At 64.7% G+C, this 19,906-nt stretch carries 15 protein-coding genes; 5 read left to right on the forward strand and 10 right to left on the reverse strand.

The features are described 5' to 3' along the window. The first annotated feature begins 367 nt into the window (after positions 1-367). Positions 368-1,312: an IS110 family RNA-guided transposase gene (locus A3Q7_RS0103120; RefSeq protein ID WP_018410391.1), complete on the forward strand. Its 945-nt coding sequence runs from the start codon at positions 368-370 to the stop codon at positions 1,310-1,312. A 287-nt stretch (positions 1,313-1,599) separates the two neighbouring features. Here the strand turns inward: A3Q7_RS0103120 and A3Q7_RS0103125 are convergent, their stop codons facing one another. Then, positions 1,600-2,805, reverse strand: a complete 1,206-nt coding sequence (locus A3Q7_RS0103125) for an amino acid aminotransferase (RefSeq protein ID WP_026224428.1) — start codon at positions 2,803-2,805, stop codon at positions 1,600-1,602. A 168-nt stretch (positions 2,806-2,973) separates the two neighbouring features. Here A3Q7_RS0103125 and uvrB point away from each other — a divergent pair, with 168 nt between their 5' ends. Continuing rightward, on the forward strand, positions 2,974-5,013 hold the full coding sequence (gene uvrB, locus A3Q7_RS0103130) for an excinuclease ABC subunit UvrB (RefSeq protein WP_026224429.1): 2,040 nt from the start codon (positions 2,974-2,976) through the stop codon (positions 5,011-5,013). Between the two features lie 90 nt (positions 5,014-5,103). On the opposite strand, the gene A3Q7_RS0103135 is transcribed toward uvrB, so the two are convergent. Beyond that, on the reverse strand, positions 5,104-5,586 hold the full coding sequence (locus A3Q7_RS0103135) for an RrF2 family transcriptional regulator (RefSeq protein ID WP_018410394.1): 483 nt from the start codon (positions 5,584-5,586) through the stop codon (positions 5,104-5,106). A 168-nt stretch (positions 5,587-5,754) separates the two neighbouring features. On the opposite strand from A3Q7_RS0103135, the gene A3Q7_RS0103140 reads away from it, so the two are divergent. Then, a complete protein-coding gene (locus A3Q7_RS0103140) occupies positions 5,755-7,860 on the forward strand; it encodes a protein-disulfide reductase DsbD family protein (RefSeq protein WP_040570785.1) in 2,106 nt (701 codons plus the stop codon). Between the two features lie 13 nt (positions 7,861-7,873). Further along, positions 7,874-8,485 carry a thioredoxin family protein gene (locus tag A3Q7_RS0103145; RefSeq protein WP_018410396.1) on the forward strand — a complete coding sequence of 204 codons (612 nt, stop codon included), beginning with the start codon at positions 7,874-7,876 and terminating at the stop codon, positions 8,483-8,485. Positions 8,486-8,521: 36 nt separating this feature from the next. Here the strand turns inward: A3Q7_RS0103145 and A3Q7_RS0103150 are convergent, their stop codons facing one another. Next, the gene (locus tag A3Q7_RS0103150; RefSeq protein WP_018410397.1) at positions 8,522-11,170 is read right to left on the reverse strand and encodes a chemotaxis protein CheW; all 2,649 of its coding nucleotides are present in this window, start codon (positions 11,168-11,170) and stop codon (positions 8,522-8,524) included. Between the two features lie 343 nt (positions 11,171-11,513). After that, a complete protein-coding gene (locus A3Q7_RS0103155; protein ID WP_018410398.1) occupies positions 11,514-12,419 on the reverse strand; it encodes a crotonase/enoyl-CoA hydratase family protein in 906 nt (301 codons plus the stop codon). Between the two features lie 566 nt (positions 12,420-12,985). On the opposite strand from A3Q7_RS0103155, the gene A3Q7_RS0103160 reads away from it, so the two are divergent. Next, positions 12,986-14,773, forward strand: a complete 1,788-nt coding sequence (locus tag A3Q7_RS0103160) for a GspE/PulE family protein (RefSeq protein WP_018410399.1) — start codon at positions 12,986-12,988, stop codon at positions 14,771-14,773. Positions 14,774-14,787: 14 nt separating this feature from the next. On the opposite strand, the gene A3Q7_RS0103165 is transcribed toward A3Q7_RS0103160, so the two are convergent. The 6 genes from A3Q7_RS0103165 to A3Q7_RS0103190 form a co-directional block, all read right to left on the reverse strand. Beyond that, positions 14,788-15,438: a FecR family protein gene (locus tag A3Q7_RS0103165; RefSeq protein ID WP_018410400.1), complete on the reverse strand. Its 651-nt coding sequence runs from the start codon at positions 15,436-15,438 to the stop codon at positions 14,788-14,790. A 55-nt stretch (positions 15,439-15,493) separates the two neighbouring features. Next, positions 15,494-15,976, reverse strand: coding sequence for an MOSC domain-containing protein (locus A3Q7_RS0103170; protein ID WP_018410401.1), 483 nt, complete (start codon positions 15,974-15,976; stop codon positions 15,494-15,496). Positions 15,977-16,014: 38 nt separating this feature from the next. Next, positions 16,015-17,469 carry a Y-family DNA polymerase gene (locus tag A3Q7_RS0103175; protein ID WP_018410402.1) on the reverse strand — a complete coding sequence of 485 codons (1,455 nt, stop codon included), beginning with the start codon at positions 17,467-17,469 and terminating at the stop codon, positions 16,015-16,017. A gap of 26 nt (positions 17,470-17,495) precedes the next feature. Further along, positions 17,496-18,230 carry a translesion DNA synthesis-associated protein ImuA gene (gene imuA, locus A3Q7_RS0103180; RefSeq protein ID WP_018410403.1) on the reverse strand — a complete coding sequence of 245 codons (735 nt, stop codon included), beginning with the start codon at positions 18,228-18,230 and terminating at the stop codon, positions 17,496-17,498. Continuing rightward, positions 18,220-18,828, reverse strand: coding sequence for a transcriptional repressor LexA (lexA, locus tag A3Q7_RS0103185; RefSeq protein WP_018410404.1), 609 nt, complete (start codon positions 18,826-18,828; stop codon positions 18,220-18,222). The genes imuA and lexA overlap by 11 nt, the downstream gene beginning before the upstream one ends. Positions 18,829-19,233: 405 nt before the next feature. Beyond that, a complete protein-coding gene (locus tag A3Q7_RS0103190; RefSeq protein ID WP_018410405.1) occupies positions 19,234-19,725 on the reverse strand; it encodes an FxDxF family PEP-CTERM protein in 492 nt (163 codons plus the stop codon). Between the last annotated feature and the right edge of the window lie 181 nt (positions 19,726-19,906).

A 19,906-nucleotide genomic window follows, 5' to 3' on the forward strand; every position in this document is an offset into this window, starting at 1 on the left:
TCCTGCAACGGCCCGCCCTGCCCAAGAAAGGAGCGGGGTTTCGTGGGAGCGGGCTTGCCCGCGATACAGCCCTGAACGAAGCCGGCGGCCCGCATCAGCCGCATCGCGGCCAGAGGCCGCTTGTATGTTCTGCCGTGGCAAGCGTAGGAATAGCTTGTCGGGCGGAGGGACCCAGTCCGGATCTGACGGCAAGCACGTACAGACAGTGGGAGAGATGTCCCGCCCTCACCCCAAGCACCGATCAGGAATCCATCGGACCGTGACCGCGGTACCGTCCATCCCCTGCAAGCCAGTGCTGTGGTGAATCCCGACAAGCCTTTTGAACCTTAGTCGGGAGGATCCCATCGTGACAAGTCAGAACGAGGCAGTGTGCTTTGGCATCGACGTCTCCAAGCACTGGCTGGACATCGCCGAGCACCCCAGCGCGCAGGTAACGCGCGTCGACAACACCGCTGCGGCCATCCGCGGCTGGTTGCGCACGCTACCCAGAGGTGCCCAGCGCATCGGCTGCGAATCGACCGGCAGCTATCACTGCACGCTCGTCAAGTTGCTCATCAAGGCCGGACATCAGGTGTTTCTGATCGACGGCTTCAAGCTGTCCAGGTACCGCGACACCGTGGGCCAGCGCGCCAAGACGGATCGGCACGACGCACGCCTGATCGCCCGCTACCTCGCGCACGAGGGCACGGATCTGCGCCCGTTCTCGCTCCCGGCGCCCGCGGTCACCGAACTGCGCAGCCTGCTGCGTCGTCGCGCAACCGTGGTACGCAGCCTGGGTCGCATCCGTCAGAGCATGGAAGATCTGCCCGGCTTTGGTCGCGAAGTGCGTGTGGCTCTCGCGCGGCTCACCGCCTTGATCAAACGGTTCGAACAGCGCATCGCCTCGCTGATCAACGAGAGCGGATGGACTGAACCGTACCGGCGCATCCTGAAGATCGAAGGCGTCGGCGCGCTCACCGCCGCCGGCCTGGGCGCGGTGTTCCATCGCGCTCCCTTCAGCGGTGCGGACGCCTTCATCGCCTTCCTTGGCATGGACGTCACCGTGCGCGACTCGGGCAAGAAGACCGGACGCCGTGCGCTGAGCAAGAAGGGGGACTCGGAGATGCGCCGCCTGCTCTACAACGCCGCCATGGCGGCCAGCAGATCCACGACCTGGCAGCCGTTCTACCAGCGCATGCTCCAGCGCGGATTCAGCCGCACCCAGGCGCTGGTTGCGCTGGCAAGAAAACTCGCTCGCGTTGCCTTCTCTGTGATGAAGAACGCGGCCGACTATGTCCCGAAACAACACGAAAACGCTTGCGGCGGAACATAGAATCTCCCACAAAAGCTCGCGACAAACACGAGCGGAGCCAGGGTTTGATGGGAGCGGGCTTGCCCGCGATTCAGCCTCGAACGAAGCCCGCGGTACGCATGCGCCGTATCGCGGCCAGAGGCCGCTCCCACAAGAGCTCGCGACAAACACGAGCGGAGCCAGGGTTTGGTGGGAGCGGGCTCGCCCGCGATGCAGCCCCGAACGAAGCCCGCGGCCGGCATGCGCCGCATCGCAGCCAATAAAAAGCCCGCTCCTCGGAGCGGGCTCTTTACGGAGTGCAGAGTCGATTACTTCAGGATGGTCGCCAGCGAGTCGGCCACGTAATCGATGTTCTTCGAATTCAGCGCTGCCAGGCAGATGCGGCCGGTGCTGACCGCATAGATGCCGAATTCGTCGCGCAGACGGTCCACTTGCGCCACGCTCAGGCCGGTGTAGCTGAACATGCCGCGCTGGCGTACGACGAAGGAAAAGTCGCGCGTGACGCCGCGTGCAGCCAGCTTGTCCACCAGGCCGGTACGCATGGCGCGGATGCGCTCACGCATTTCGCCCAGTTCCTGTTCCCACATCGTACGCAGTTCCGGTGTTGCCAGTACCGACGCGACGATGGCGCCACCATGGGTGGGCGGGTTGGAGTAGTTGGTGCGGATGGTGCGCTTCAACTGGCTCAGCACGCGCGCCGATTCGTCCTTGGAGGCGGTCACGATGGACAATGCGCCGACGCGTTCGCCGTAGAGGGAGAACGATTTCGAGAACGAACTGGAAATGACGAAGCTCAGGCCCGACTGCACGAACTGGCGCACCGCGACGGCATCCTGATCGATGCCATCGGCAAAACCCTGGTAGGCCATGTCGAGGAAGGGAACGAGTTCGCGCGACTTGCATACCTCGACCACTTCACCCCATTGCGCGTCGCTCAGATCCGCACCGGTCGGGTTGTGGCAGCAGGCGTGCAGCAGCACGATCTGCTTGGCGGGCAGCGCCTTCAGGTGGGCGATCATGGCGTCGAAGCGCACGCCGCGCGTGTCGGCATCGAAATAGGGATAGACATCGACTTCGAAGCCGGCCGCTTCGAACAGTGCGCGGTGGTTTTCCCAGCTCGGGTCGCTGATGTAGACCTTGGCCTGCGGCAGCAGGCGCTTCAGGAAGTCGGCGCCGATCTTCAGCGCACCGGTGCCGCCCAGTGCCTGCGCGGTGACGACGCGGCCGTCGGCGGTCAGCGCGGCACCTGCGCCAAACAGCAGGTCCTGCACCGCCTTGTTGTAGGCCGGCGCGCCTTCGATCGGCTGGTAGCCGCGCGGCGGCGCATTCTTCATGCGCGCTTCTTCTGCGCTGCGCACCGCGCGCAGCAGCGGCAACTTGCCCGTGTCGTCGTAGTACACGCCCACGCCCAGGTTCACCTTGGTGGTGCGGGTGTCGGCGTTGAAAGCTTCGGTCAGGCCCAGGATGGGGTCGCGCGGGGCCATCTCTACGGACGAGAAGACAGACGGGTTCATGCGTGCTCCGGTGTGCAGGGTTGGTTCGCCCGGTCGGGCGTTGCGTGCAACAAGAAAGATAGGTCGAAAAAACACCAACAAAAGCGCTAATGTTTGCGTTTGCCCTCGCGCCGCCGATGCGGTGCGGTCATCGGGCTGCAATCATTTTGTGCAACGCAAAATTCTACCATGTCGGAAACCGCTGCCGCACCCGCCTTGTTAAGCTTTGACAATAGTCCGTACCGGCTTCACCAGCCGTTTCCACCGGCCGGCGACCAGCCGGTCGCCATTGATCGCCTGGTCGAAGGGATAGAGGACGGGCTCATGTTCCAGACCTTGCTGGGCGTGACCGGCTCCGGCAAGACCTACACCATGGCCAACGTGATTGCGCGCACCGGTCGGCCGGCCATCGTGATGGCGCCGAACAAGACGCTGGCCGCCCAGCTCTACTCGGAATTCCGTGAGTTCTTTCCGGAGAATGCGGTCGAGTACTTCGTGAGCTACTACGACTATTACCAGCCGGAAGCCTATGTGCCGTCGAAGGACCTGTTCATCGAGAAGGACAGCGCCATCAACGAGCACATCGAACAGATGCGGCTGTCCGCCACCAAGAGCCTGATGGAGCGGCGCGACGTGGTCATCGTCGCCAGCGTGTCGTCGATCTACGGCATCGGGGATCCGGTCGATTACCACGCGATGATCCTGCATCTGCGCGAAGGGGGCACGCTGCACCAGCGCGACATCATCGCCCGGCTGGTGCAGATGCAGTACGCGCGCAACGACACCGATTTCAAGCGCGGCACCTTCCGTGTGCGCGGTGACGTGATCGACATCTTTCCGGCGGAGCATGCCGAGAACGCCTTGCGTGTGTCGCTGTTCGACGACCAGATCGAGGAACTGTCGCTGTTCGATCCGCTGACCGGCCAGGTGCGCAGCCGCATCGGCCGCTTTACCGTCTATCCGTCCAGTCACTACGTGACGCCGCGCGCCACGGTGCTGCGTGCGATCGATGCAATCAAGGTGGAACTGGAAATGCGCTCCAAGGAATTCGTCAGCCAGCACAAGCTGGTGGAGGCGCAGCGCATCGAACAGCGCACCCGCTTCGATCTGGAAATGCTGAACGAACTGGGCTTCTGCAAGGGCATCGAGAATTACTCGCGCCATCTGTCGGGGCGCCAGCCCGGCGAGCCGCCGCCGACCTTGATCGACTATCTGCCGCCGGACGCGCTCATGTTCATCGATGAGTCGCACGTGACCATTCCGCAGATCGGCGGCATGTTCAAGGGCGATCTGGCGCGCAAGACCAATCTGGTCGAATTCGGCTTCCGGCTGCCGTCGGCGCTGGACAACCGGCCGCTCAAGTTCGACGAGTTCGAGAAGCTGATGCCGCAGACCATATTCGTGTCGGCCACGCCAGCCGACTACGAGGCGCGCAACCAGGGCCAGGTAGTGGAGCAGGTGGTGCGGCCGACCGGCCTGGTGGATCCTGTGGTCGAGATTCGTCCGGCGTCCACCCAGGTGGATGATCTGCTGGGCGAGATCCGCAAGCGGGTGGAGGCCGCAGAGCGCGTGCTGGTGACCGTGCTCACCAAGCGTCTGGCGGAGGACCTGACCGACTATTTCAGCGAGAACGGCGTGCGCGTGCGCTATCTGCACTCCGATATCGACACCGTGGAGCGGGTGGAAATCATCCGCGACCTGCGGCTGGGCGAGTTCGATGTGCTGGTGGGCATCAACCTGCTGCGCGAGGGGCTGGACATCCCGGAGGTGTCGCTGGTGGCCATACTCGATGCGGACAAGGAAGGTTTCCTGCGATCCGAGCGCAGCCTGATCCAGACCATAGGCCGCGCGGCGCGCCATCTGCATGGCACGGCCATCCTGTACGCCGACCAGCTCACCGAATCGATGAAGCGCGCGATCGCGGAAACCGAGCGCCGCCGCGCCAGGCAGATCGCGCACAACGAGGCGCACGGCATCACGCCCAAGGGCGTGGTGAAGCGCATCAAGGACATCATCGACGGCGTCTACGACCAGGAAGAGGTGGCACGCGAGCTCAAGGTTGCGGAGGAGCACGCGCGTTTCGAGTCCATGAGCGAGAAGGATCTCGCGAAGGAGATCAAGAAGCTGGAGAAAGAGATGGTCGAATTCGCGAAGAACCTGGAATTCGAGAAGGCCGCCGAGGCGCGCGATCGCCTGTTCAAGCTGCGCAGCGGCGCCTTCGGCGCGTGACGCTCAGCCGGTCGTCGGGCTGCCCGCAAAGGCCGCATGAGGTGAGCCGGTTGACTGAAATGATGCCGGAAGCGCGACGCCATTTCCGGATCATTGATCCGATGGCGCTCCGACAGGCTGCAACGACGGACTGTCCGGTGCGCGCCTGTGCAGAAGCTGCAGCGCCTTCCGTTCCGCCGGACCGATCAGGTCAGCCAGGGTCGAGCGGTCGAGTTCGGCCAGGAAGGCGGCCAGTGCGCGGTCCAGCACGCCCTTGAGCCGGCAGTCGCGTGTCAGCAGGCAGCGGCTGTCCTCGCCCTGGCATTCGACCAGCGCGAAACCGGCTTCCATCTGCCGGATCACGTCGCCGATACCGATATCGACCGGCGCGCGCGCCAGACGCAGTCCGCCGCCCTTGCCGCGTACCCCCTCGACAAAGCCGAGGCGCACGAGCTGATTCACTACCTTCATCAGATGGCTGCGCGAAATGTCGAAGCAGTCGGATATTTCCTGGATGGTCGCCAGACGATGAGCGTTCGCGGCAAGGTGGATCAGCACGCGCAGCGCGTAATCCGTATGCTGGGTAATGTGCATGGCAGTGGGCGCGCAGGGGAAGAATGCCTCCGTTTCGAGTATAGGGCGACTGCCGACAGGATGCGTCCGGCGTGCCACTTTGAACGCGTGCCGCCGTCGCCCGGTGGGCCACCCGTCCAGATGCCGGTCGGCGGGAACTCGATGCCGCGCGCGCACTCCGATCCGTCCATGAAACACTGCATACTGAACCGGTGGCTGCTGACGGTCGCCATGCTGTCGATGTCGGCCTTCGTGCATGCCGCACAGAGCGATGCGGTGCGCAGCCCGCGCGCTGAAGTCCGGCTGGTGTCGGCGCAGGATGCCGCGGCGCCTGCGGCAACGCTCGGCCTGGCCCTGCATTTCCGGCTGCAGCCGGGCTGGCACATTTACTGGATGAATCCGGGCGATGCCGGCCAGGCGCCGCGCATCGAGGTGTTCGCACCCGAGGGCGCCCGCGTCGGCGATGTGCGCTGGCCGGCGCCGGAACGGCATGTCGATGGACCGGTCACCACCTATATCCATCAGGGCGACGTGCTGCTGCCCTTTGAACTGGTGTTGCCATCCGCCATGCAGCGCGGTGCCGAACTGGCCGTGAAGGCGAGCTGGCTGGTGTGCAAGGACATCTGCATCCCCGAGGAAGGCGCGTTCCGGCTGGCGCTGCCGCCGGGCAATGACAGACCCGGCAGCGATGCGCCCATGTTCGCCGCGACCGAGGCCGCAGCGCCGGTCGCTCTGGACAGCCGCTGGCAGGCCAGCGTGGATGCGCGCGGCGTGCTCATCCTGGAGGGGCCCGGCGCCGGGGCGCTGCAGTCGGCCGAGTTCTTCGCCGCCGACTGGGGGCGGATTGATCATGCGGCACCACAGACCCTCACCACCTCCGGCGATATCGCACGCGTGACCCTTGCTCCGGGTGCGGAATTCGACGCGGCGCGCGCGCTCGAGGGGGTGCTCCGGATAAGGGATGCGGACGGTGTCGAGCGTGCGCTGTGGGTGAGCACGCCGGGCGAAAGGACGGTTCGCGCACCGGCTGTCAGCCTGGCCCTTGCCGGCACCGAGCCACCGGTGACCGGGGCGATGGCGCCGCCAGCCGCCGCGGCCGGCGAAGGTCCATGGTGGCCGCTGCTGCTGGCCTTTGCCGGTGGGGTGCTGCTGAACCTCATGCCCTGCGTGTTCCCGGTGCTGGCCATCAAGGCGCTGTCGTTTGCGCGCGTCGGCGCCAGCGAGCGGACCGTGGTGCGCCGGCAGTCGATCGCCTACTGCATCGGCGTGGTTGCCAGCTTCGTCGTGCTCGCCGCAGTATTGCTTGCGCTGCGATCGGCGGGCAGTGAGCTTGGATGGGGCTTCCAGTTCCAGTCCCCGGTTTTCGTGTCCGCCATGGCGGTGCTGCTGTTCGCGGTGGGCCTCAACCTGTCCGGCGTGTTCCAGTTCGGCAGTCGGCTCGCATCGGCGGGCAGCACGCTGACCGAGCGCGGCGGCCTGAGCGGAAGTTTCTTCACCGGCGTACTGGCGGTGGTGGTGGCCACGCCCTGCACCGCGCCCTTCATGGGAGGCGCCATCGCGGCCGCGCTCGCTGCACCCGCTCTCCACACGCTGGCCATCTTCACCGCGCTTGGCGTGGGCATGGCGCTGCCCTATCTGCTGCTCGCCTTCATGCCGGGGCTGGCGCGTCGCATGCCCCGGCCAGGCCTCTGGATGGAGCGCCTGAAGCAGGCGCTGGCCTTTCCGATGTACGGTGCGGCGGCCTGGCTGGTCTGGGTGCTGAGCCAGCAAAGTGGCGCCGATGGCGTGCTGCACGGCATGGTGGCCTTGCTTCTGGTGGCTTTCGCAGCCTGGCTGACCGGTGTTGCCCAGGGGGCTGCGGATCATGCCGGGTTGTGGCGCGCCGGCGCGCTGGTCGTTCTGGTGGCGGGCGGGGTGGCGATCGCGCGCACACCCGGTGAAGTCATCGGCCCGCAGGTTGTGGCGGACAATGCTTTCACGCCGCAACGACTGGCCGAGCTGCGGGCGTCCGGTACACCAGTGTTCGTGAACATGACGGCAGCGTGGTGTGTCACCTGCCTGATGAACGAGAAGGTCGCGCTGTCAACCGATGCGGTGCAGGCAGCCTTTGCCGCGCGGGGCGTGATCTATCTGAAGGGCGACTGGACGCGTGCCGATCCGGACATTACGCGTTTCCTTCAGGCGCATGGGCGCGACGGTGTGCCGCTGTATGTGTACTTTCCGTCCGGCGGCGCGCCGGTCGTGCTGCCGCAGATCCTGACGCCGCGTGTCGTCATCGATCACATCGCTTCATGAGGAGACCCTGCCGATGAAACAGAATGCCTTGCTGGGCGCTGGCCTGATGGCCTGCGCAATGATCATGCCGGTCGCCCAGGCGGCGCCGCGCGTCGGTGATGCGGCGCCCGCGTTCACTGCGGTCGATTCGAATGGCCGCAGCGTGAAGCTTTCCGATTTTGCCGGGCGCACGGTGGTGATGGAATGGACCAATCACGGTTGCCCGTACGTGCAGAAGTGGTACAGCGGCGGCATGCAGGCGCTGCAGAAGGAGGCGACCGGCAAGGGCGCGGTGTGGCTGACCGTGCTCAGTTCGGCGCCGGGGACCCAGGGTCATGTCGATGGCGCGAGTGCCAACCGCATGATGAAAGAGCAGGGCGCCGCACCCACGCATTACCTGCTCGATCCGGACGGCAAGGTGGGCCGCGCCTATGGCGCACAGGTCACGCCGCACATGTATGTGATCGCGCCGGATGGCAGGCTGGCCTATATGGGCGGCATCGACAGCATTGCCTCGCCCGATGTGAACGACATCCCGAAGGCGGAGCCGCTGGCGCGCTTGGCCATCGATGCGGTACTGGTGGGCAAGCCGGTGGCCAAGGCGCAGACCCGGCCCTACGGCTGCTCGATCAAGTACGCCAATTGACGGCGGCTGATCCGCCGATGAAGAGCGACGCCCGTTTCAGGCGCGCGCCTGGACCGGCGGCAGATCGCGCCGTGCGATCGGTATGGCGTTCGCCGGGGGCGGCGATCCACCGCACAGTCGGCTGAAGATGCGTTCCGCGCCCAGTATGAGCATGAGACGGTGCTCATCGGTGTTGCCTGTATCCAGCACCGCCTCACCCAGCACATTTCCGCCGCCCAGCATGCCGGGAATGGGGCGCAGGCGCGAAGTCGATACTTCCGGGATTTCGCCCAGTTCATCGACCAGTATGCCCAGCCGCGTGCCCTCTCCGGCCTGCATCACCAGCGCCTGGCGTTCGCCCGGCGGCGTGCTGACCGATTCGTTGAGCAGCGGCGCGAGATCGAACAGCGCGATCGGCGTGTCCTCGTACATCAGGTAGCCGCTCATGCCGGGGCCGGCACCGGGCACGGCGACCGTCCCCAGTGCGTCGACCGCTTCGACGATGCTGCCGGTACGCAGCCCGAACCAGGTGCGACCGATGCGGAAGGTGGCGATTTCGAGTGTTTCGCCTTCGCCGCCACGATCGGGTTGAACCGGCTGATGTTCCGAGGGAATGAAACGACCGACGGTCGCCGCCGGGCACAGCGGCTGGAACACCAGGGCGGCGACCTCGTTCCGGTAGGCGTCTTCCGGTCCCTTGTATTCGCGATAGCCGGACGATCGTGCGCAGCCCACGGCAAAGAACTGCCCGTCGATCTCGATCACTGCGCTGTCGCTTGCGCTGGCGGCAGCCAGGGCTTCGGCCGCAATCGGCTGCTGCTGCCCGGGCCGCCAGCGTGCTTCGTCGCTGCATGCGACGATGAGGCCACCCGGTTCGACGAAGGCCGCGAAACTGCCTGATTTGATCTGTCCTTCGCTGTCGCGCGGCAGGCAGTCGCTCAGCATGGCGTCGAACTGCAGTGCGCCATCGAACACGATGGCGATGCCGCCTATCGCCGGCCGGCGCATCGCACCGTCAGTCGTCGGGACGTGCAGGGCGGCGCCGAAGATATAGGTCGGCCGTCCGGCGTAGAGATCGCTCGGGGCGAATGCCGATACCGCATAACTCTGCCCGTCGGCGAGCGCCAGGATGCGGCGCACCCACTCCGCGCCGAGCGGCTGCGACGACTGGGGATAGGCACCGGCCTGCGAATCCGCCAGTACCACGCCTCGCGCGTCGAACAGCAGCAGATTGCTGTACACCGTGTAAAGACTGTTGATGTAGCGCAGGACGGAGGCCGCCTTGCTGCGGCTTTCGGTGGACGAGACATCGCTCAACGCATCCCTGAACGCCGCGGTGAGTGCCCACCAGCGGCAGTCGTTCGCGCGTTCGTACAGATTGCGGTCCAGGATGTCGACGGCGAGTGACGCCAGGAAGGCGCTGTCGCGCAGCACACCGGATACCACGGTTTCCTGCAGATCCGTGATGGCACGCCGGAACACGTCCTTGGTCTTCTCGCCGGTATTGCTCACCTCCCACAGCAAGACCTTCGAGAACGACGCATTCAGGGTGCGACGCGAACTGCTCTGGCGCACATTGCCGTTCCATACCGAGCGGTTCAAGGTGCGCTGGATGGAATCCGCCCGCTGCGGGATTTCGCGCAGGCCGGCCGAGAACAGCGCGGACGAGGAGGACACCGCGCCCAGCAGATCGCCGGATATGGCGTGGCTCTGCGCATTGTCGTCCACTGCGAAGGCCTGCTCGACCGGCACCAGGGCCACGCCGGACCAGCCCGGGCCGGCATAGCCCTGGTAGGGCTTGGCGTCGCGTCGCGAACTGAGATAGAGCCGTCCGGCAAAGCGCACGAGCCGGGCCTCGTCGTTGCGGCAGTCGAGCCGGGCGCCGATGGGCATCTGGATGGTGTCGGAACTGGCGAGCACGCGTCCGCCGTCGTCGAGCAGTACGATGACCGTCCAGTCCTCGTTATCCAGCAGTCGCGCGAAGATGCGCTGCATTTCGTCCTCGAAACGGAAGTGCAGCGCCAGAACCCCCGAACTGTCGTCGCCATCGCTGACACGGCTGGCATAGACGAGCGCAGGCAGGCCGGATGCGATGTAGTCGGCGACACCGAAGCGTTCGACGTATGCGGCGTCCGTGGCGAGCGCTTCGGCAATCACGCCGTCGCGAGTGCGTTCCACCGAGGCGTGCTCGTCCAGTCGCGCCACGATCTGACCATCGCAGTCGAACAGCACGATGTCGGCGTAGACCGAGTACTTGGCGACGTAATCGGCGAAGCGCCGCTGGAGTTCCACGCGCCGCGCGGACAGTTCGCGGGTGCGCATCGCGTTGCCGGCCATTTCGCGGTGCGCATGCATGAACTCGACGATGGCCGTGTCGGATGCGAGAAACCCGATGTCGGCGGTGCGCTCGAACAGATTGCGGACAAGGATGTCGATCGCCACCTGGGCCTTCGCGCCCAGCTCGGAGCGGCATTTGCGGAGATTTTCTTCGCTGAGCTGACGCAGCAGGGTCTGCGTCAGGTCGCCGAATGCATGACGCGTGCTGCTCATGTCGTTGCCGGTACCGGACAGCTGGCCCAGCATGGTCAGGTTGTCCCACACGGACTGCAGATGCTTCAGTTCCTCCCGGTACTCCTCGACCTTGTCCATGTACCGGATGACCTGAGCGAGGTGGCCATCCACCTCGATGTTCTTGTAGCGCGCCATGAGAGCCCTCTCTGTACGATCCGCGTGAGGGTCTGTCCATATCCGGTCGATCGCGTGAAGCCTCTTTTTTTAATGGCTTGCGTGGCGGACCCCGCGCACGACGTGTGGAAGTCTGGCGCGCGTACCGGTCCGCCCGAGGCTGCGACAACATACGAGCAGGCCCTGGAATGATCGGCGTGGACCGATTGTTCCCGGTGATGAGGAGAGCTAACGGGAAACCGGCGAACCGGCTTGAGGAAAAATATTACGCGTAAAGATAAGTTTTACATCGCGCCCGCGCACACCGGCATCAGGCCGCAGCACATCGCTGTACGCGGACCGATGCGCTTGCGGCGCTCGTTGTTCAGGCGCTGACCGATTCGGTGCCGCCGTGCAGCCGGTTCTGGGCCTTGACCAGCCTTTCCATGGTGCGCAGGTCCTTGCGGTCCAGTTTCATTGCACCGCGCACCCATTCGCGGGTCACATCCTCCAGCTCCTGGTAGGTCAGCCGCACATAGGCGTGCATCTTGGCGCGCTGGAAGGCACGGAAACCCTTGAGCTGGTTCGCCATCGAGCGCATCACTTCGCGTGCGGCCCATTCCCCGCGTCCCGGATCGGCCAGGTGGTCGACCAGCCCGAGCTCATGCATCTTTTCCGCAGGGAGTACGCGCGCATTGAGGATGAGGTCTTCCGCCACGCGAGGCCCTGCCTTGCGGGCCACCAGGCTGTAGGCACCCATGCCGGGAAACAGGTTGAACAGCATTTCCGGAAAACCCATCTTGACGCCACGCTCGGCGATCACGACGTGGCAGGACAGGGCCGCCTCGAAACCGCCTCCCAGCGCATCGCCCTGGACCACCGCCATCGACACGGCGTCGGCATGCAGCCCTGCCACGTTGTTGTTGATCGCGCGTATGCAGGCTTCCGCATAGCGCATCAGTCCGGCTTCATCGCCGGCTTCCACCAGCCGGCGGAACAGGTCGAGATCGCCGCCCAGGTTATAGACGCCCGGTACCCCCGAGCAATTGAGGAAGAAATCGACGGTTCCTGGTGCCAGCTCGACCTCCTGCTGCTGGGCGACCACGTCGGCCAGCAGTTCCGGCGTGAAGCACGGACGGCCGTTCGGATGTGCGTACATCCACAATGCGCGCGTGTCGGCCTCGTAGCGTGAGGTCAGGATGGGCGTGGCCAGCAGGCGCGGCCCGTTCGCCGCAGCCGGCTGAGGGGCGACCTGTTGCAGGTGCGCTCGACTGATATCAACGATCTGCATGCTGCACCTCCGCGAAATAGTTCTCGGAAATGCCCGTTGCAGTCATGACAATATACTGTGGGGCGAGATGCGTATCCCAGTGCCTTGAATGGACGGGATACGCTGTCGAGCAGCGGGTCAACAGATACATTTCCAGCCTCCGTCGGCAAGTCCGACAACAAAGCATGCTGAAAAAACGTCCCTGCAGGACGTATAGGAGAGGCAGTTTTCTGCCTTTTTTTCCCTGCTGCCCGGGGCACGAATCCGGACAGAGTCTGACCCTGTAAGTGCATGTTACGACAAGCTGCGGCGCTTTGCGTGAACATTTGACGGCAAGGATGACGCCGTCTGTCCCGACTGTCCGGAGCCGGCGCGCCGGTCCGTCGGCGTCGTCGGCATCCGCGTGATCGGCACCTGCGGAATCGCCTGCCGGCGGCGAATTCCGGTCCGCGCGACGGACGTGCGAGTGCCGGTCCGCGCGACGGACGTGCGAGCGCTTATGATGAGGGCCGGCTCCTCGGTCCCGTCGGCTCTTGCGTCGCTGCATCGCACGGCGGGTGCCGTTCGCAAACCTCTTTCAGCGCGCGATGAAACAAGCAACCGCAAGCAAACCCAAGGAACACAAGGTTTCACTGCAGGAACTGGTCGATGGCATGGTGGCCGACGGGCTGCTGGCCGAGGCGGTGGCCCGCGCCTTCATGCACGAGCGTCGATACTGGCGCGGCAGCGAGCACCCGTTGGTCGTGCTTGCCGAGCAGAAGTGGAAATCGCTGCATCCGCCGCACCGGGTGCTCAATCTGGAAGCGCTGACGGAATGGATGGCCGGCTGGAGCGGCCATGATTACTACCACATCGATCCGCTGAAGGTGGATTTCGCAGCGGTCACCGAAGTGGTGTCCAATGCCTACGCCAGCCGCTTCCGCATCCTGCCGGTCCAGGCGTCGCCGCGGGAGGTCGTGATCGCGAGCGCGGAGCCTTTCCTGACCGAATGGGAGCAGGAACTCGCACCCATCCTGCGCCGGCCGATACGCCGGGTGATCGCCAACCCGGACGACATCGCGCGCTATGTCGTCGAATTCTACAGCCTGGCCAAGTCGGTCAAGGGCGCCGCCAGGCGCGGCGACGTGAGCGGTGTCGGGGCATCCAACTTCGAACAGTTGGTCGAGCTCGGTCGCAACAACCGGCAGCTCGACGCGAACGACCAGCACATCGTCACCATTGTCGACTGGTTGTGGCAGTACGCCTTCGAACAGCGGGCGAGCGACATCCACATCGAGCCGCGCCGGGATTTCGGCGTCGTGCGCTTCCGCATCGACGGCGTGCTGCATCAGGTGTACCAGATACCCATGCCGGTACTGGGGGCCATGACCTCGCGCATCAAGATACTCGGTCGCATGGACGTGGTCGAGAAACGCCGGCCGCAGGACGGGCGCATCAAGACGCGCGCGCCGGACGGGCAGGAAATCGAATTGCGCCTGTCCACGCTGCCGACCGCCTTCGGCGAAAAACTGGTGATGCGGGTGTTCGATCCGGAAGTGCTGGTGCGAGATTTCCGCGACCTGGGCTTTTCCGACGAGGATGCCCGGCGCTGGAAGCACATGACCTCCCAGCCGAACGGCATCATCCTGGTGACCGGACCGACCGGCTCGGGCAAGACCACGACGCTGTATTCGACGCTGAAGAATCTGGCGACGCCGGAAGTGAATGTCTGCACGCTGGAGGATCCGATCGAAATGATCGAACCTTCGTTCAACCAGGTGCAGGTGTCGCCGGATATCGGCGTCACCTTTTCCGCCGGCATACGGTCGTTGATGCGGCAGGACCCGGACATCATCATGGTGGGCGAGATACGCGACCTCGAAACGGCCGAAATGGCGATACAGGCCGCGCTTACCGGCCACCTGGTGCTGTCCACGCTGCATACCAACGATGCACCGTCGGCGATTACCCGCCTGCTCGATCTGGGGGTGCCGTCCTATCTGCTGAATGCCACCGTGCTGGGCGTGATGGCGCAGCGTCTGGTGCGCACCTTGTGCCCTCACTGCCGCAAACCGATGGACCGGCAAGCCGCCGACCCCAAGGCATGGGACGATCTTGTCGCACCCTGGAAAGCCAGCCGGCCTGAGCGCTTCATGCAGTCCACAGGCTGTCTTGATTGCCGCATGACCGGTTATTCCGGGCGTATCGGCATCTACGAAATCCTGCTCATGTCACCGGAAATCAAGACGCTCATTTCCGGCAATGCCGATCTGTCCGCCCTGCGGGATCAGGCCTACCGCGAAGGCATGTATCCATTGCGCGTATCCGGTGCGCTGAAGATCGCGCAGGGCATCACCACGCTGGAAGAGGTGATGAAGGTGGCGCCCCCGGCATGACCCCGGCGCGTTGATCAGTAACCGGAATCCGGTGGCCAGCCGGCCCGCACGAAAGGCGGCTGGCGGCCGACCAGACCTTCGAGCAGGATGAGTTCCGCGTCGCTGTGGTTGATGACCGAAGCCGCCGACATCATGTCGAGACCGGGCGCGTCGCGCAGCCAGACGGGCTTGTCGTGATGGACGGTGCGCACGATCTCTCGTTGCGAGGGGTCGCCGTTGCGCGCGATGTCCGCTTCGCCATAGCACAGGCAGAAATACGTCCTGTCTTCGCCGGCCTCGATGTAGCAGCCGGTGCCGCGTATTCCTATGGTCGCGGCGGGGGTCGCGATGCGGCGATCGCCTTTGGCGAACACCGACAGCAGTTTGCCGGTAATCACACGCATCAGGTTGGCTGCCGCACCGCTGCCGAAGGCGACATGGGAGTCGCCGCGCTGCAGGAAGGCATCCTGACCGATCACATACACGGCTTCGGCGCCGGGTGCGGTGCGCACCGTATCGCCTGGTTGCAATGACATGCCGAACCGGGCGGGCGCTCCATTCACCGTCACTTCACCACGGAAACCGCGCAGGCCGGTCCGGGTATCGCGCGCGACTGCCTCGCGCACCAGGGTGCTCAGGACCAGTGGTGCGCATGTGCTGGCGAGCAGCAGATCGCGTCGCTTCATCGGGCGGTTCTCCTTCTGTGTGTGATGTCAGGGATGTCTGATCGGGCGGGTCGCGTCATCCGGCTTCAGGTTCGACCGCGTCGCCCAGTTTGATCTTGCCGCCACGCAGTACGCGTGCGGTGATGCCACCGTGACCTCGCATCGCGTTGTAACCCCCCTTGCCGAGGTTGCTTTCCATGCGCGAACAGGGGTCGCAGGGGCCAGTGTATTCAAGAAGGGCTTCGCCTATCCTGAAGCGCTTGCCCTTGAGCGCCACCAGATTCAGGCCCCGTACCACGATATTGCGTCGGGTCAGTCCCGGATCCACCTCGCCCAGGCCCAGCAGGTCCGCCACGGTCTGCAGATGTTCTGCCTGTATCAGCGTCACCTGTCTGTTGCCGCCCGGGCTGGCATAGCGGTCGCCTTCCAGCCCGAGCGATTCCACCGCATTGACCGATTCGAGCATGCGCAGCGGCTGCATGCGTGCGGGGCGCACGCCTATCCATTCCACACTGCCGGGGTGGGCGAAGGTCGATGTCAGGCTTTGCAAGGTGTCCATGTGTCGCGAATGAGCGGGTGCCGGAACCGGATGCTACTTCAGCTGAATACGCCATGCAGGAACCAGCGATGGGGCGAGGTGTGCTCGCGGAATATCCAGAGCTGTTCACCGCGCCGTCCGCGTGCGATCCAATAGTCGCGCAGCGCTTCGCCCGGGGCGTCCTCCTCGCCCGCCTGCTCCCACCAGCCGGTCTCCAGTCGTTCGGCTGCGCCGATGCATTCCAGCGGGCCGTGGTACCAGGGCTGCCCATGACGTTCGGTCAGCGGTTCGGGGTGTGCGAGCAGCCAGAGCGGGCGCCTCGCGCGCGGCGCTCCGGGTGCAGCCTGTCCGGGATCGACAACCCGCTGCATCTGTTCCGGCCTGTGGTCGCTGCAGGCCGTCAGACCATGCACCGCATCGCGGCCGAGGCGGGCACGCAACCGTTCGACCAGCACCTGGCAGGCCTCCTGTCGGTCCCTGGCCGAGGGTGCTTGCCGGCCGAACATGTCCTGATCCCGTCCCGCCAACAGAACGAGCGTCTCCATGCGGAGTTTCAGAGCGCTTACCGGCGCCGGAAGACTGAGCCGCGCAAGATGCTCCCGGGTCAGAGACGCGAGCTTCTGTGCCTCACGGGTCGGCGTGCCGGTGCGGATGTCGAGCCGGCTGGGATGTGAATGCTCGTGTTCAAGCTCGAGTACACAGTGTTCGATGCCGCCATGTGCTGCGGCGAGCTGTCCGCACGCCGTCGAGAACAGGCGGCTGGCGGCGAACAGAAGTACATCGATATCATGGCGGGGGACGGGCAGTTCCAGTCGGCTTTCGATGCGCGCCGGCAATATGTGAGGCGTGCGGATGTCCGGATGCAGGCCCAATGCCTGGTCCAGATGCAGGCGCAGCATCGCCGCGTCACGCAGTGCCAGCGCATCGCGCGGCAGGCGCATGGCGTCGCCCAGCGTGTGCAATCCAGCACTGCGCAGCAGATCGAGGGCCGTTGAGTCGATCTGCAGAACGCTGCAAGGCAGCCCTGCCAGGGCGTCAGACAGATCATCCCGGCTGCGTATCGTGCTGCCTGGCTGGCCCAGCGCCAGCCAGTGCGCGGCGCGTGCCGTGGGCGCACACGCCATGTGCGCGATGAAACCGCCGGCGGACAGACTGTCGCGTATCTTCCTGCGCAGGGCATCGAGCCCGCCGAACAGTTTCAGGCTGCCCGCCACCTCGAGCAGCAGGCCGTGTTGATCCAGATACACATGCGGAGTGAAGCGCAGCAGCGCACCGGCGATGTCCTGCAATGCGGCGGCTTCGGCGGCCACATCGCGGGGACGTATCTGCAGGTCTGGCGCTAGTGCCAGTGCATCGGCCAGGCGCTGTCCGGCCCGCACGCCCTGAGCCAGAGCCGCTGCATCCAGCGCCAGCACACGCTGGCCGGCCGCCACGGCCACTGCATGGCTGCTGTGGTAGCCGCGGAAGAGGGCTTGCAGCGGCCATTCGGGAAAGACAATTGCCAGCCAGAGCATAGAGTACGCAGATCCATGTCAGCGACTCAGGCGATCAGGCGCAGCGCGGTTGATCCACGCTGTCGGGCGATCTTGCTGGAGGACTTCGACTGTCCAGGCGCGACTGCGGCAGCAAGCCCGGGCCGTGTGACAAGATTGATGCTGCCGTCACTCGGCCTGCCCCGCCGTTTCAGGATGTCGATCTGCAACGAACCTTGTTCACCTGCGCCAAGTCGCAGGCGCAGAACGGCAGGAGAGGCGGCCTGAGCCGCGCTGGCCGGGCGGAACAGCATGAGCGGTACGGACGTGTTGCGTACGGCCAGATGCAGACGACGCAAGGACGCCATGTCCATTCCTTCCAGCCAGCCGACCACAGCGGTACAGGCTTCCGATTCCAGAGCCTGCCGCAAGGCCCAGGTCCGTTCGCCCACGCTGCCGGCCTGGATGATGAGCAGGCGCGAAGTCACGATGCCTGCCGCGGACAGGGCGGGAAGGTGCGGCACTGCAGGAGGGGCGACCCATACGATCCATCCGTCGTTGCGGCTGCAGGCAGACAGCATGGGCAGCAGCAGGGACAGTTCGCCATAGCCACGGCCTTCGCACAGCAGCTCGGTGATGTCGCTGACGGGCCAGCCGCCGCCGGGGAGCGCACGATCGAGTTCCGCAAAGCCGGTGGGCAATCCCGCCGGGACATCCGTCACGGTATCGCCAGCTCGCCAGACATCGGGGTGAGGCGGCCAGAGTTTGGGGGCGGTCTGCATGAGTCCGCTTTCAGGTGCCATGGCCGTTACGGATCAATCCCACCATCACGCCTTCGATCACCAGCGCTTCGCGCCGTGTATCGACGACGATGGGGTGGAAATCGGGGTTTTCGGGCAGAAGTTCGATCTGGCTGCCGGTGCGGCGCAGGCGCTTGACGGTGACTTCATCCTGCAGGCGGGCCACGATGATCTGCCCGTTGTGCGCTTCCGACGTGGCATGCACGGCGATCAGATCGCCATCAAGAATGCCGGCGTCGCGCATGCTCAGGCCGCGTACCTTCAGCAGATAGTCGGCGCGCGGGGAGAACAGGGTGGGATCGACCTGATAGCGTCCCTGCACATGGGCTTCGGCCAGTATCGGCGAACCGGCCGCCACGCGTCCTATCAATGGCAGACCGGGGGCTTCGGCCAGACGGATGCCACGGGCACGGCCCTCATCCAGTGCGATCACCCCTTTGCGGGCCAGCGCCCGCAGATGGCTTTCCGCGGCATTCGGGGAACGGAAACCGAAGGCCTGTGCAATTTCCGCCCGGGTAGGGGGGCTGCCCCGCTCGGCGACGGCATCGCGTATCAGTTGCAGGATCTGCTGTTGCCGCAATGTCAGGCTGTCGGTGCTCATGCCGGAAGGTCCCTGGATGGTTGACTGTATTTTTATACAGTCCACGGGGCTTGTGCAAGCACCTTTGAGAAATGTCGAAAAAGGTTACATGCCTGGATGCGATTTTTTTGCTGCGTTGCGCCATCAGTGCGTGCAGCTTTATTGCTATGCGGCTGCAACGCTGCGCTTTATCTCATGTTCGCAAGGCTTGTCCGGGATTGGGGCTTGAAGGACTAATACTTAGGTCGTAGCTGTGAGCTGTCGGTCGTTTTGACACACTGCAGCAACGTGACGCTGCTTGAGCTGTTTTTGGACCTTGCGGGGGACATCCAGGCGCGAACGATGCTGGACTGCGGAAACATTCTGAAAGACTCAAAAAGAAAAAGCACCCGAAGGTGCTTTTTCTGTCCTGCAACAGCGGGGAGATCAGCTCATGCGACGCTTGGCCATCAGACCCAGCATGCCCAGACCTGCCAGCATCATGGCGTAGGTATCGGCTTCCGGGATCGGGGCCAGCGGGGCGGTGGTCGAGGTCAGCGCAAACACGCCGCCCAGCGAACCGGTCGCCGTGCCGGTGACCTTGTAGTAGTAATCGCCCGACATCAGGTTGCTGGCAGTGAACAGCGTACCGAAGCTGTAGGCGGCCACGAAGGAATCGACAGCGCCGGCTTCCTTGTACAGCCACACCATGCTGTCGGCGCTCAGGCTGAACACCGGCTCGGCGGTAGCCGAAGTGGCCAGCGTCGACAGCGTGGTGGTCGGTGCGGTCAGGGTGAAGTTGAAGATTTCCGAGAAGGAACCGGTCACCGAAGCGATGCCGGTTTCAATCGGTGCGTGGGTGCCCCAGTCGGTGGCGGCGTTCGCCGTACCGACGGAGAGCAGACCGCCTGCTACAGCTGCGATCAAAGTTTTCTTCATTTCCCGTCCTTTCACTAAAAGTGACAAAGTGGAGCCTGGATTCTTGCAAGAGCACCTGCCCCTCACAATCCGGGATGACGCTCTCATTTGAAACTGCAGGTAATGAACTTGCGCCGTTCCGGCATCCGGGCCCCGCGTCCCGCGTGAATGGATGCAAATATCAGGCCAGAATCCAGGTTAT

It is taken from the genome of Methyloversatilis thermotolerans (assembly GCF_000372885.1).
Taxonomy (GTDB): domain Bacteria; phylum Pseudomonadota; class Gammaproteobacteria; order Burkholderiales; family Rhodocyclaceae; genus Methyloversatilis; species Methyloversatilis thermotolerans.